The 15,256-nt window shown below is 40.3% G+C and carries 6 protein-coding genes; 5 read left to right on the forward strand and 1 reads right to left on the reverse strand.

The annotated features are described in order from the left end of the window. The first annotated feature begins 6 nt into the window (after nucleotides 1-6). The 5 genes from BLU33_RS11115 to BLU33_RS11135 all read left to right on the forward strand — a co-directional run bounded on the left by BLU33_RS11115 (nucleotide 7) and on the right by BLU33_RS11135 (nucleotide 14,454). The gene (locus tag BLU33_RS11115; protein WP_091372434.1) at nucleotides 7-8,289 is read left to right on the forward strand and encodes an RHS repeat-associated core domain-containing protein; all 8,283 of its coding nucleotides are present in this window, start codon (nucleotides 7-9) and stop codon (nucleotides 8,287-8,289) included. An 11-nt stretch (nucleotides 8,290-8,300) separates the two neighbouring features. Next, nucleotides 8,301-8,888, forward strand: coding sequence for a 2OG-Fe(II) oxygenase (locus tag BLU33_RS11120; RefSeq protein ID WP_091372437.1), 588 nt, complete (start codon nucleotides 8,301-8,303; stop codon nucleotides 8,886-8,888). A 50-nt stretch (nucleotides 8,889-8,938) separates the two neighbouring features. Beyond that, nucleotides 8,939-10,954, forward strand: a complete 2,016-nt coding sequence (locus tag BLU33_RS11125) for a cholesterol oxidase substrate-binding domain-containing protein (protein ID WP_091372440.1) — start codon at nucleotides 8,939-8,941, stop codon at nucleotides 10,952-10,954. A 241-nt stretch (nucleotides 10,955-11,195) separates the two neighbouring features. Beyond that, the gene (locus BLU33_RS11130) at nucleotides 11,196-11,705 is read left to right on the forward strand and encodes a DUF892 family protein (protein WP_232009433.1); all 510 of its coding nucleotides are present in this window, start codon (nucleotides 11,196-11,198) and stop codon (nucleotides 11,703-11,705) included. 217 nt (nucleotides 11,706-11,922) lie between these two features. Next, the gene (locus BLU33_RS11135; protein ID WP_091372445.1) at nucleotides 11,923-14,454 is read left to right on the forward strand and encodes an NACHT domain-containing protein; all 2,532 of its coding nucleotides are present in this window, start codon (nucleotides 11,923-11,925) and stop codon (nucleotides 14,452-14,454) included. Between the two features lie 12 nt (nucleotides 14,455-14,466). On the opposite strand, the gene BLU33_RS11140 is transcribed toward BLU33_RS11135, so the two are convergent. Next, nucleotides 14,467-15,252, reverse strand: coding sequence for a polysaccharide biosynthesis/export family protein (locus BLU33_RS11140; RefSeq protein ID WP_091372447.1), 786 nt, complete (start codon nucleotides 15,250-15,252; stop codon nucleotides 14,467-14,469). Between the last annotated feature and the right edge of the window lie 4 nt (nucleotides 15,253-15,256).

A 15,256-nucleotide genomic window follows, 5' to 3' on the forward strand; every position in this document is an offset into this window, starting at 1 on the left:
ACTATCATGAGCAATTCCAATAGTAGTGACGGCGTAAGTCAGCAATCAGTGCCACAAATTACCACTTTCCAATTCAGCAATGATGCGGTGGGACAGATAAAAGATAGCGTAAACCTTTTTACAGGCACAGCCAATATACCAATCAACATCGCCTCGTTGCCGGGGCGTAAAGATTTGGATATCAACATCGGCATTATGTACAACAGCAATGTGCAAAGCGATGTAAAAAACTGGAATTTAAGCAATCCTACTGGTATTATTGGCCTGGGGTGGGAAATGACTTACGACAAAATAGTAGTTAATAAAAATGGCAGCGGCACCCCTACCTCTAATGATTATTACTTATTGAGCAATGGCTCTGGCAATCAGTTAGTACAGGATGGCTTCACCCCTGCCACCCCGGCAAACATCCTTTTGTTTCAACTTCGCAATTATGAGTTTTGGGATGTTAAATACGATCAGTATACCGAGAAATGGACAGTTATTAAGGAAGACGGGACAGTATTTATTTATGGCGATAAAAACAGCGGACGAAATACGTTACAATATGGTGTTGGATGGGGTAACTGGCTGGGTGATTCGTCGACAGTAATTGGTCAGGAACAATACGTTGTTGCCTGGAACCTTTCTGAAATGCAGAATGTATGGGGCGAAAAAATCACCTACAGCTATAATAATGTACAGGTTAAAGTCGGTGATAACACCGGAATGGAATACACACAGGCTTCATACCTTAAACAGATCATAGATAGTTTTAACAGGACAATTACTTATAACTACGGCGAAAAATACGGGGCTAAGAATCCGGGTACACAAAACATTGTTGAATACCAGGCGGCACATACACAAAAGCCAGCACCGAATTCCTACCAGGAACAATATGAAACAAGGTACCTCGACCACATAGATGTACAAAACCCTATCGGTGACCTGCAATTCACTATCTTGTTTGAGTATGATTTTATAAATCTTGGGGTAAGCAGCCAAACAACCGTATATCCGCTCATGTGGAAACGCGTACTTACCAGTTTTTGGCAGGTACAGCCTGATGGAAGATCGCTGCCGGGCATGGAGTTTGAATATTATGATAAAAATGCAGATATAAATTCTGGCGCACTAAAAACAATTATCTATCCGCAAGGTGCAAGGGCAACATATAACTACAAACAGCAAGCGCTGAACACCTCGCGTAACCTAAAACTGAATAGCCCTTTAACAGGCGCTACACCACGGGTATGGTTCGGGTCGGATTATACCGTCATAACATGGTATAATGCAACAACCAAAACACTCAGGGGTACGGTATATTCATGGTGTGGCAACTGGATAACCTTTGATCTGAACAGCGATCAGCCAGCCGGTCATTATTTTGATAATGTAGATTTCGACATTGATACCTTAGGCGTAATTACCCGCCAGGATTTTATAGCGCTTTACTTTACAGAAAAGACAAAAAAACAAGTACAATTGTTTCTTTACAGGCGTAATCCAACAAATTTCGGTGTCTTTAATCTGTCGGACGGGCCACGATACCTGCCTGTAAAAACCGCTACACCGAATGTAAGTGTTCAGGCAGGTAAGGACTTTGTTATCGCCTTTAGCAAGGATTTTACCACTAATGCAGTAACAGCATATCAATGGAACTGGAAACAAAAACGCTGGGATACCTCACCATCAAACAATCCGGGTACGGGCTTTATACCGGTACTGCTCCCCTCGCCAGGTGATGTAGCCAAAGCAAGTAATATAGTTATCTCAGCAAATGATAATTATTATATAGCGGCTCTGTATAATCAAACCAGCATGCTATTACAATTCCAGTTGTTTTACCACGATGGTAATAATACATGGAATAACAGTGTGTTATATAATACATCTAATGTAAAAATTTATCAGGATCCGAATAATACATCTGAGTTTCCATTCAGCTTATCATTAAGCAATCCCTTTGCCGTGGCTACTTATGTAACGGCCATAACAGCTACAGAGGCCGACTATACTCTTCGCATATTGCAATGGGATAAAAGCTTTAATCTGCTTAACCCTGGCACCCCACTGGTTAATAATTATAAATCTCCGGTTAGTAGTGGTCAATCACAATTCAGTGTATTCAATACCATTCTTTCAGATTCTTTAATTACCAATAATCCTTATCTGAACCGCTATACCGGAGGGCCCGGCAACAGTAATAATCCGCAGAACTGGAAACAAGCATCATTCGTAACCAAACCAACGGATAAGCCCAGCTTTGTTACCGGGCAGGATATTTCCATCATGTCATTATCACAAGGTACTGCTGCTGTAAACCAATACTATCAGTTCAACCCCGATACCGGGATGTGGGGGATTGTGCAGAATCTTGGCTCAGCCGGCACCAATCCAACTATCGGCGGCAATTATATAACCGCGGGTAAAGACATCTTTTACCAAAACACCAACGGGCAGTGGATAAAGCAACAACAGCAGTTAAATAGCCTGCAAGCACCGGAAACAGTACAAAATCGTGGCGCTTCCTATATTGCTTATCAGGATAATACTACCGCTAACGCTCAAACCTATTTTGCCAGTCCGCTAAACGGTATTCCTGGCAACCCGCAGCCCTTGCCTGTTATAGCCGGTGGAACAGGCCAAAAAATAATGGTACAGCAGGACGTGGTAAAAGCAGGCACACTGCTGGCCGGTTCAGATACTTTTGTTACCTACCCTTCAAACCAGGATTTCAACACAACATTATCACTGGCACTCTTCAAGGTTGTTAGCGGCAAGGCGGCTGACACATTACAGGTAACGCCCGTGGCTTATATCGAAATTGATAATGCATATAATCCAACTGATAATTATTACCAATCATACGACTATGCCAGTTCTGTACAATCAGTAATTACCTATGACGCGCAGAGTAATCTCGCACAATTTCCCAAAGTAACTGTAGTAACAGGTTCTAAAACACCTAATGCAGGTACGGCGCCAGCAGGAGTTTCTATTAATTACTTTTCAAATGGCGTATCCGTTCAAAGTGAAATACCTTACCCCAGTAATTGGATTTATAACTTTAATCAGTTGCTTAATGGCTCGTTATTGCAAAAACTGCAATACAATAAACAAGGACAGCTGGTAACCAGTGAAACCAACTACTGGCAGGTGTTTCAGAACAATATCGTAAAGAAAAATTACTTTTTCGGGGCTTTTTACCGGCTGAGCAAGAGCGTTGTTATGCAGGATGGTGTAACTCAAACTACTGGCATAACTTACTTTCAGGATCTCGGCCTGCAACAATTTAGTACAACATCTTATTGCGACTCCAGCGGCGAAACGAAAACTATACTCACCGAAAAGAACTATGCTATACAGGTTGATGCCTATAACATCGCCATGACAAGCAAGCACTTGTTGAATGCCGTTGCGCAAGATTCTGTATCTGTTACCGGGAAGGATGGCGTAAAAAGATATACATCATCAAAAGCAGTGACCTGGAAAAACTGGGCAAATGATGGCTCATGGAAATGGGCGGCCTATCAGAATTATCAATGGCTTGGCCCCGCTAATGGGAATCCATTATTTGATTTTACTGATGGCGCTCAACGATCCGGCTGGCTTAAAAAGCAGGAAGTAATCAGTCGTGGATTGCCTTACAGTGTGATCACTGAGATGGCTAATGTTGATGGTGTGGTATCCTCATACATTTACGATACACAGGGCCGTTTTGAAGTAGCCGAATTCCCGGCTGCCAGTAAAGCAGGCGATGAAGCATCCTATTACAGCTTTGAGCCTTATGAAATAGCTGATGGATGGCAACTCGGCACAGGTGCATCAATTATCCCAAATACAAATGATACTACTATAGATGCACAAATGGGCATCAGTTCCCTCAAAATCGGGACAGGCACAGGAATACAACGACAGTTTATCCCCAAAAATCAGCAGCAGGATTACGTATTCTCCAGCTATGTAAAGCTACCCAACGGATTTGACGCCAATAAAGGCAACGCAAACTGGCGGATATCCTTTATCCAAAACTCAGCACCTGTAGGTAACGATATTATATTACCGTTTGGCAATATTGTGGGTAGCTGGCAATATGTTTATTGTATTATCAGCCTGCAGGGTATTAATAGCGGAGTAAATACACCTATTACCATAAACATCAAAGCCCAAAATGACAATACAACATCGGCGGTACTAATTGATTGCCTTCGCTTCTCTCCTTTGCAAAGTCTGTTTGCAGCTATATCCATGAATATGAAAAGCAACATGGTTGATGCAGCATTAGGTGCTAATGGCGAGATCAGGCGCAAATTCTTTGATAGCTTTCAGCAGTTAGTTGCTACAACAGGTTTTTCAGGCGAAACGACCTCTATAGCAACAAACTATTTTTCGCGCACGGGTAACGATAACCAGTTTTCAACAAGCGATCCGAATAGTAAAATAAAAGTACTGTCGGCTGGTGGCGGCCCTGCTCTGCCATTTACAAAGGGTAATGAATGGATGCAGTATTGGGCAGCAGGCAACGGCTCTGTTTGGAATACTGATAGTGGTATGCTTAAACTCAGCTCTTTTCAAACCACAGGCACCTTAAGTTATATTGGCGCTATGACCAATAATTATGGCGTACTCACCAATGTACTGCCGTCTGAAGCCATTACACAACCTCTTGGTATAAAGGTGGGCAATATGTTCACCCTGCAATGGCAACCTGCAACCGGGCAATGGGAACTGCTTAATGCTTCGGGCGCAGTGTTACAGCAAAAAAAGGTATACCAGTTCATTATTGATACGCCTTTGGACGATACCACTACGCTGGTGTCATCTATACAGCCATATTTATTGAGGCGCGGTGTAAGTGTTAGTAATGATGAGATGTTAAGCTTAACAAAGACTGACACGGGTATTTATGATGCACACTATCAGCAATATTTCGCGCTGCAAAACAACGGGACCGGCACGGAAGTAAGCGGTATAGGCACACAATGGTCGTTATTGGTAAATGAAAACAGCCTGTTGTTTTTTGTAGATGGTGAATTGGTTTTCAATTACATAAATGCGATCACAATAACCGGCGCTGCTACCCTATTTGCAGGCAATAAAATTGCATTAGATTACCTGCTTACCTCATTTAATAATCAGATCACATTTACCTGCATTAATGAGGCGGGTAACGATTTACAATCACAGTTATTGGACAATACCCAACTGACGGTTATTGAAAATGTTTATGATAATCTTGGAAGAATTATAGCCAATACCAAACCGGCCTTTGTTACAGCAGATCAAGCACCCCTATTTCAATATATAACTAATTTTGCCACCTATAATTCAAGCAATGGTATTATGACGGGCCTTGTTGCGGATTATTATCCTGCCGATGGTGGCTATCCATATTTCGGCACCCGTTATGAAACATCTCCATTGGGCCGTCAGGTAGAGCTATCAATGTCGGGTACCGATTACAAGATGGGTACCCATACAGAAACCATTGCTTATGGTACTAATGATAATTCACTCGGTTTACCTGCGGGTGAATATTTCCGGACAACCATTACCGATCAGAATGGCAACGTGTCTTATTCCCTTGCCGATAAAAGAGGCCTGGAAGTACGCAAGTTGAGTCAGAAAAGCGTTAGCGAGCAGATCATTTCATCAGTTTATTATGATGATGCAGGCAATGCTACCGAACTGCGATCGCCCAATTACCAGGAAAACGATCCGGATAATGCCAACTGGATCACTTATTACGGGTATAATTTTATTGGGCAGTTGATCAGCAGCACCTCCAATACCAGCGGAACGGTAAACATGATCTATGATCAAGCCAATCGCTTACGGTTCAGGCAGGATGCAGAGGCAGTAGCACAGGACAATTATCAATATTTTAAATATGATATACCGGGCCGGATAATAGAATCAGGCTATTTAACCGGTGTTTGGAACAGTGAACAGTTACAGCAGCAAGCGAATAGCAATCCCGCATACCCTGATACACCAGTTACCTGGCGAACACAAACATTTTATGATAACAATGGCACCTCGCAGCCATTCCAGATTGGCCGGGTAATTAAAACGCTCAATAATCAATCAGACAATGGCTCTCCTGATGTGGAGGAAAATTTTGTGTATGATGTTTATGGTAATGTAACCATTCGCAGTCAGCAGGTATTTGCCTTTGATAGTAATAAATACATCACTGGATTTACCTACAATAATCTTGGCGGCATCACACAAATTGATTACCCGACACAAAATATCGGTTCACCGCTAAGCATATTTTATCAGTACAACAGCATTGGGCAGCTTACTGGTGTTGGCAAGCAGACTAACCAACCTGATGGACTTGCGGCATATATTTACAATGCAGCAGGCAAACCGGTACAGGAAATACTTAATCAATATGGCAATGCTCCTATTAAAAGAGCCTACAGCTATAATTCGCCTGTATGGTTAAAGGAGTTGCAGGATAACAATAGCCAAAACAATGAAATATTTGATGAGACATTAAAAACATCCGCTACCAACGGCCCGTCATATTACAACGGGCAATCCGCAGAGATTGCGTACCGTTATCCGCAGGGTATTTCATCCGGCTCGGTGTATACCAACTATTACAACGGTATTAATGCATTAGAGCAGGTGAATGAAACGAGTGCCTTCGCGCCAGCTATAAACAGGCAGTATGGCTTTGATAATAACGGGAACTTTAATAATGTAAGTATTGGTTCCGGCAGTTATCAATACAATGGGCAATCCGGTAAAGGCAATCAGTTGCAAAGCGTTACTGATAAGGGTAATAACCAGTCGCTGTTTAGTTTTATATATAATCAAAATGGGGCTATCAGCAGCTACATAGCCTCAGGAGGCGATGGTTTGCCGGCACAAAATCTTGGTTTTATCTATGATCCGGGTAACCGTATGACCACACTGGTTGAAGATAACCTCAACTCAAAATCCTATAAATTTTATTACAGCAGTTCAAACGACAGGGTGCTAAAACAGGTGCTCACAGGTACAACTGTTAATGCATCAACCATGTATATAAGCAGTTTGGCTGGTAATACACTTGTTCAGTTGGATGCGCAAGGCAGTGCCAAACAATTAACCTGCATCGTATATGGGCCTATCGGGATTATTGGATTTATTAAAGATGACAAACAATATAATACCCTCAAGGATCACCTTGGTTCGATAAGGGTTATACTTGATGATACTGCTGCCGTAGCCGCAGCTTACGATTACGATCTATATGGAAATCTAAATATATTACAGCAACGGGAAACTAATTTCTTTTCCTATCTGTATAGTAGCCAGGAGTTTGACTTTGAATTAGGTATTTATAACTATAAGGCGCGCTTTTACTTTAGCAGGGTTGGCCGCTTTGGTGTGGTTGATAATTATAACCAGTTCTATAGTCCGTATATATTTGCGGGTAACAGTCCGTTAATTTATGTCGACCCATCGGGCAACTTCTCTATTGGTAATTTCTTCTCAGCCATAGGCGGGGCAATTATTGGCGCGTTTGAAATATTAATAGGAGTTGCTGTAGATGCTATTGCGGGCATACTCGAGGTTGTTACCGGGGGATTATCAACACCGGCAAGTATCGGGTTGGCGAGCCTGGGCGGTGCCTTTTTAGGCTCGGGTATCAGCGCAGTATCCTACTCTGCTGTGGGTTTAATTACTAATGATTTCAGCTGGAAAGATTATGGTGTAAATACAGCCATTGGCTTTGTTGCCGGTGCTATTACTGCGGGTTTCGGCGCTGCCGGATCAATAGCTGCGGAGGCTGCCACAGGTGTTAAAGCCGCTGAAGAAGCAGGGCAAGCAGTAAGTAGTTTGGCTAAAGCTGCAAATTCAGGTATCAAAGCCGGCTTTGCTATCGCGGGTGGCGAAGCAGCGGCGGCTACATCAACATTAATTGATAATTCCGCTAATGGGCGCAGCCTTACCACCGGATTGGGCGATTCGCTGCTTACCGGTGTACTCAGTTCATCATTATCTTATGCGTTGCCAAGCCTTGATTATAAGGCAGGATGGGGTAATCTCTTTGCACGAATGGTAACCAACATCGCAAAATCCGAAGCAATTGGCCTTACCGTACAATTAGGCACAAATGCGGTGCAGGGCGATAATCTGAGTAAAGGCTTATTAAATACCGTTGTTGGCGGACTTGTAGATGGCAGTATTGGCAATTTAGGAACAAGGGAATATGCCAGTGAACGCACTAAAAGTGAGCTCAATTTTATGGGTTTGAAAAATTCACCAAATGCTGCACCTGCTGATGGGATCATCAGACTTTAAAAACAAATAGTATGAGTTTTATTATTGAAGATTTCAGGCAAAGTTCTATTGATAACTGGTACTGGTTCCAAGAGGCGCTAAGTCCCGAAGAAATAGAACTATTGGAGAAATTACAGGCAGATATCCCCTTCAAACAAGCAGTAATAAATGCGAACCCACACGATTTGGAAGAATATCGGAAGAGCGAGATCAAATGGCTGCCACAGCATATGGATGAATGCAGATGGTTGTATGAAAAATTTGTAAAAATGGTTACCGAAGCCAATAACTCGCTTTGGCATTTTGAACTTACAGGCATTTTTGATGACCTGCAATACACTGTTTATCATGAAGGCGGCGGCCATTATGACTGGCATATGGATATCGGCAGTGGTATTTTTTCAAGGCGCAAGGTCAGTATAACGCTTCAACTCTCCGACCCTGATGAGTATGAAGGCGGTGATTTTGAGTTTTTGTTGGGTAAGGATATCATAAAACTTCCACGGAAAAAAGGATGCGCCATTGTATTTCCGTCGTTCTTTTTACATCGTGTATCACCCGTTACAAAAGGTGTTCGCAAATCATTGGTGTTGTGGATATCGGGGCAGCCTTACCGCTAACCGGGCATCAACTTAAACAATTATAATTTTTAACCTAAACAGATATTATTATGGATGCTATCCAAAGAATTGAATGCAAGAACAAAGCAGCCTTTGTTATGTCTTTTGTGATTACAGATGGAAAATTCACTAGCCCGTCATCAGGTGATTACCCGGTACTACAATCATGTACAATTGATCTCGCACCAACTAAATTACCCGAAGGTAATGTGGTTTGGGCTGTTGTGTCAGCTTATTGGGGCTCTACCAAGGCTGCTGCAGAAAAATTCACTTTCGCGATGAATGGCAAAATTGCCGTTTATGAAGTGGAGGGTACTCTTTTTGGCTATTCTATTAATTTTAAGGGTATTGAAGATGACCCTGGAAGCCGTCCTCCTGGTTTTCCGATATTTATTCCTATTAAACAAGAAGAATTTTTGAACTGGGCACATACCATTGATGTCCCCGGTGTTTGGACATGCGCCCCGCGTAGCGCGGATGATGTTGTTGCAGCCTGTAACTGGGCAGCACAAAATGGATATACGGTGAGGCCAAGGGGTATTATGCATAATTGGTCGCCACTATCAGTAACACCAGGGTTACCAGATTATAATAAACTACTGCTTATAGATACTACGGTTTCTCTTAATGATATCAGTTTTATTCCGCCACATGGGTCTGTTGGCCCCTCGGTAAAAGTTGGTACAGGTGCAACAATGGCAGCCCTCATGCAATTTTTAGAAACTCAGCAAGGCGGTAATGGAGTTGCGCCGGGTTACAGTTTTCCGCATATACCGGCTCCCGATAATTTAACTGTTGGTGGTGTAATGGCTATCAATGCGCATGGCACAGCAGTACCAACACCGCCCAATGATAATTTTACGACCACCTATGGTTCAATGAGTAACAGGATATTGTCATTAACTGCTGTTGTAACTGACCCACAAGGGACTGACCCCACAAAAGCTTACCAGTTAAAAATATTTGAACGGGGCGATAAAGAAACTACTGCATTTATGACCCAACTTGGGCGCGCACTTATAACCGAAGTTACCATACAGGTGATTGATAACTATAACCTGCGCTGCCTCAGTATTACAAATATCGACAGCGCTACTTTATTTAAAGAACCCGCCGGAGGACCGCCACCGCCAAATAGCTGTGGTGACTTCCTTAATCAAAGTGGGCGTATTGAAGTGATCTGGTTCCCCTTCACTACCTATCCATGGCTAAAGGTGTGGACTGTTGATGCTGCCAAACCGGCTACATCAAGACAGGTAGATGGGCCCAATAATTATACATTCTCTGATAATTTACCTGATTTTGTAACTAGTCTTATAGATATAATTCTAAACAGCGATCCCAGTTTAACCGTAAAATTCGGCCAAATGATGCTGGACATGACCAATAGCGGCCTTGATGGGTTAGTTTTGGGTTATCCTGTGCTACCGCAATGCAGGGATATATGGGGTGCATCAAAAAACACACTATTTTATGTAAAGGACACCACGCTGCGTATAACTGCCAACGGCTATGCAGTATTGATGAATAAAGCCAATGTGCAGCAAGCGATTGCCGATTTCACTACTCAGTTTGAAACCATGCTGACTGCCTATCAGGGGCAAAATAAATTCCCGATCAACTCACCGCTTGAAATACGTGTGACCGGTTTGGACAGTGGTGATGGTATGCCATCGGTTACTGGTGGCCCAGCGGGCAGACCGGTAATTTCGAGCCTGGCAACCGATGCGGAAACAATAAAAAACAATTGGGATGTAGCGGTATGGTTTGATGTGCTCACTATTCCGGGTACAAAATATGCAATGGATTTTTATACAGAGCTGGAAGAATGGTTTACACAGCATTTTACAGCACCAGCAACTAAAGTGGTTCCCGAATGGTCAAAAGGCTGGGCATATACCACAAATGGTGCCTGGACTAATGATGCTTTTATTGATGGGATAAAACAGGATTTTACAACAAACCGTGCTGCCGATGATAATTGGGCATGGGAACAAGCAATATTGGCCAAGTATGATGCGTATAACATATATCAAAGTCAGCTTACGCAAACCTTGTTTTCGTGATTTACTTATTAAAATACTTAACCGGTTATTAAGATTATCAGGATATTACCTTTTTTAATTAAAAGGTAATATTTCCAATATTTATTCATTTTTGTTCATTAAAACCAAAATTTTTCAAGATACGTACATATTAATGTAATTAAATTAAAAAAAACAGGTTTATAATTTTGATGTTATAACTTTATAACTTGCATTTATGACCGGTATTTTTTAATTCAACCGCCTGATTAATTTATATCAATTGAACAAATCTTCTAAAACAACATTAGGATCTGAAAAAAGACAAGCCTTTTTTGTAGATCATCTTAACAGAATTTATTGCGCAAAATCGCATTTGGCTGAACGCTTGCCTGAAATTTATGAAGAAGCTGGTTTTGCTGATCTGAAACATGCAATCAAAGAAACCATTCATGTGATTGAAAATCAAATAGCGCGAATGGATGAGATATTTGAATTACTGAACCTGCAATATTCATTTGAAAACTGCAATGCACTCATCACTTTTTTAGAAAACATATTTACAAATTTACAACGGCAGTTTAGCGATCACGAAGTGCGTGACTTGCTGATCGTAACATACCTGTATCAGCAGGAAAGTGTTGAAATGGCTTCTTTCAGAATATTACAAATTGCCGCAGCGAGTATTCCTGAACCCAGAATAAAGAAATTACTGAAAGAAAATTACGAGGAAGCTAAAGCTGACAGAGCACTATTAATGGTGCTTACTGAAAAATACATAAAAAGCTATTAGTCAATATTGTGCGCTTGAAAACACCTCAAATTTCTCAATAAAAATCTTATTCATTTTAGCCATTTTGCCTATTTAACAACTATTAGGAATACCCCCCCAAGCTGTTATTTATATTTAACGCTATCTTTAATTATTGATTAATTTCAATTGAAATAAAAGTTTCACAAGGGGAAAATCCCCCAAAAATGTGCTCTATTTTACGCCTAAGCTATTCCCTATGACAAGTCACTTATCGCATCATAATCTGGAGCTTTTAAAAAGTAAAATTAAATATACATCCGGTCTGGAAAATGTGTCACCCGCCGATTGTAAAATAATATCCTGTCTTATACTAAAAAAAACAAGGTGCAATATAAGTGAAACTACTATAAAACGCATTTATGGCTTTGCTGTAAGCCGGTTTAACCCCTCTCTTTTTACATTAGATACGCTCAGTATATATTGTAATTATAGCGGATGGGAAGATTTTTGTGAACACCAGGCATCGTCAAAAATCACTAACGATGATGCTGCTGATTGGTTTAATTTACAACGTAACGCCGCTAAGATCACAAAATTCACTATTGATGCTATAAAAAACAGGTCGGGTATTCCCTATAACAGAACAGTTAGCAGGTCGTTTATAGAAGATCATTTTAATAATTTCAGGGAATCTGATTACACAGGTGCTGTTGTTGCAGCACCCGCGGGATATGGAAAAAGCATTTCTCTTTGCCAATGGGTTGAGCAACAGGTTGAATTAAATGAATCAAAGGCTACTAATGATGTTATACTGTTCTTTAGTTCCATTGCATTGGTAAGCTTCCTGCTTTCAGGCCGGGATATTAATTACTGGCTGCTTGGATTACTTGGCTACACCTCTGATAAAGACATAAATGCCATATGGGATGAAAAACAACGTAAGGGCAGCAGATTTTATCTGGTAATTGATGGCTTTGATGAACATTCATTCAAAACAGATCAGTTTATGTTACTGCTGGGCCAAATTGGTGATCTTCTTGCTTTACACAGGTCAAACCCATGGATGAAAGTCATTTTAAGTATGCGTTCATGTACCTGGATCAATCATAGGCATGAGTTGCAGGCAAATGATAATAAATGGCTAACCGGCTTTAATACCGATGAGGATTGCATTAATGTACCGTTATTGAATCCGGCCGAAATAAAAACGCTTTGTTATAAGATCAATCCTTATTTGCATCAATTTATACCTATCCGCCTGGCCGCAGATTTTGATCACCCATTATTTTTTCAATACTATTATAAAAAACATAAGGAAAACTTCTCTCCTGTTCATATGGATCACAGTGCAATATATGAGTTGATCTATTTTATGGTTCAAAGTAATATATATTCCGGTGGAAATGCTGAAGAAAAAGCATTACTGACAAGGGAACTAGCCGAATGTATGGATCCGGAACAGGGTAATCATGTGGCCGACAAATTACAGATATACGACCTGATCAGTAAACACCATATTGCTTACCTGGAATTGCTAAGTACTGGTTTTTTAAGAGAGGTAAATGAAAGCGCCTTTAATCATTACCATGTTGCAGTAAAGTTCAGCACCCCATATTTTACCAGTCTTGGCATAGCTCAATCACTGTTATACAAAAATAAAGACCGTTTTGATACTGTACTTATTAAGCATTTGCACAACCGGTTTGCTAACAACCCCATTAAATTATCCTTATTGAAATGGTGCATATTACATGCGGTTAGTACCGGTCAGCAATCAAATCTGGTACATTTAACTGAATTATATTTAACTCCGGTTGAAAAGTGTGAGATAATACTCTTTTTAGGTGATGTACTTAACAAGATACCAGTATGGCAAAAGGAAGAAATTGGTGATAAACTATTTGAATATTTCCTGGGTTCCGAATTACTGCATAATGACTATAAAAAAACATTAAAGCATTTATTAGCATTTAATTTATCACCCAAAAAAAGAATACAGGTTTATTCCTTACTGGCCATGCTGGCAATTATAAATCTGGAATTGGACGAGCTTTATACTTGTCTTATAAAACTAAAAGACTTTCAGGATGAGGATATGCTATTTTTTGCCATAAACCCATTACAATGCCTTGATGCTATTTATCAATTTTTAAAATATGGTATCATAAAAAAAGAATCATTGGAAGCATTAACCAAACTAGCTTTTACACCACCTAAAAATGAGCATGAACTAAGAAATTGTGTCATGAATGACATGCTATATATGCTTGGTATGTATACTTTATCCATCTGCAACAATCCTAAAAAATCTATACGTTTTATTCATGCTATAAGATCATTTTATAAGAGTGATGATTTATATAATCAAACCTCAGTCTACGGTTTTATGGTAAAGATCATATCAGCTGATGCATATTTCCGTCTGGGTGATAATGATATGGTTACCGCTTTGTACTATGCCATATCCAACGCTTATGAAAAATCAGAAGGATTAATGTCGCCATTTATGAAAACCTTATTTTTAAGTGTAAAAATAAAATTCCTGGCGGGCAATCATGAAGATCATGCGATTATGGAAGAAATTAAAGCACTAAGGGCGAATAGCGAAACATCAGGCAATAAGCTATCCTTACTGTTAATACTAATCTTTATAATGAAAAATGAAAGAATGGCTGTTACCCATCCTAAATTCCATGCGCAGCTTTACAATGATTATAAAAAAATGGCCTATCAGTGCAGCGTAAATACCGATCTATTGAGCAGCCATTGCAACTTGGTTTATAAATAGCTTCTTTACACATCATTGTTTTGAAAGTGTGAAAATTATTAAAACGGTATTTAGCAGCGTAAGTGCGGGCTGTGCAATATTTGAAAGATTCTGAAGTTTCTCATTTTTCACAGCGTGTCTGCTTTCTGAAACATAAATTATATCTTGATTTTGCAATATACAAGCTGGGTTTGATAGTGAATTAAGTTTGCCCAAATCAATTTCGGTTACTTGTGGGTTTTCCTGGGGCCCACGAATGATCTTGATGTTTTTTTCATCGGCTTTACTGGTAAGTCCCCCGGCTTCACCAAGTACTTCTGTTAATGTAGTTTTATCCTTTAATAGCGGATAGTTGCCCGGTGTTTTAATCTCGCCCATTAATGTAACTTTTAAATTAAGTATTTTAACCTGTATAACAGGGTCCTTTAACAATGTTTTGCTATACAGATAGGCTATCTTTTTTTCAGCTTCGTAACGGGTTAAACCGGCAACTTTAACATTGCCTAAAACTGGCAAACCAATGGTGCTATCTTCTTCTACCTGATAAGTTTGGTTATCAGCATTTGCTGATGATGACGAAGAAGATGAGGTTGATGGGGCGTCATCAACAATATATTTCACGTTTTGCAGATTCCTGACCTGTAATATATCCTGCGGCTTGATCCGGTAGATTGTTGCAACGCTTATACTCGTATTCGGTTGAGTATTGCCTTCAAAAAGCACTTGATCCTGCTTATAGGAGCATGAACTAAATAACAGTAAAATTGATGATATAGATAAAACAAATTGTAAATGATGATTCAGTATTTTCCTGTTCATATAT

This window comes from Mucilaginibacter mallensis, assembly GCF_900105165.1.
Taxonomy (GTDB): Bacteria; Bacteroidota; Bacteroidia; order Sphingobacteriales; family Sphingobacteriaceae; genus Mucilaginibacter; species Mucilaginibacter mallensis.

Coding starts and splice junctions, on each gene's coding strand:
- BLU33_RS11115 (WP_091372434.1), top strand. CDS start 7: ATGAGCAATTCCAATAGTAGTGACGGCGTAAGTCAGCAATCAGTGCCA.
- BLU33_RS11120 (WP_091372437.1), top strand. CDS start 8,301: ATGAGTTTTATTATTGAAGATTTCAGGCAAAGTTCTATTGATAACTGG.
- BLU33_RS11125 (WP_091372440.1), top strand. CDS start 8,939: ATGGATGCTATCCAAAGAATTGAATGCAAGAACAAAGCAGCCTTTGTT.
- BLU33_RS11135 (WP_091372445.1), top strand. CDS start 11,923: ATGACAAGTCACTTATCGCATCATAATCTGGAGCTTTTAAAAAGTAAA.
- BLU33_RS11140 (WP_091372447.1), bottom strand. CDS start 15,252: ATGAACAGGAAAATACTGAATCATCATTTACAATTTGTTTTATCTATA.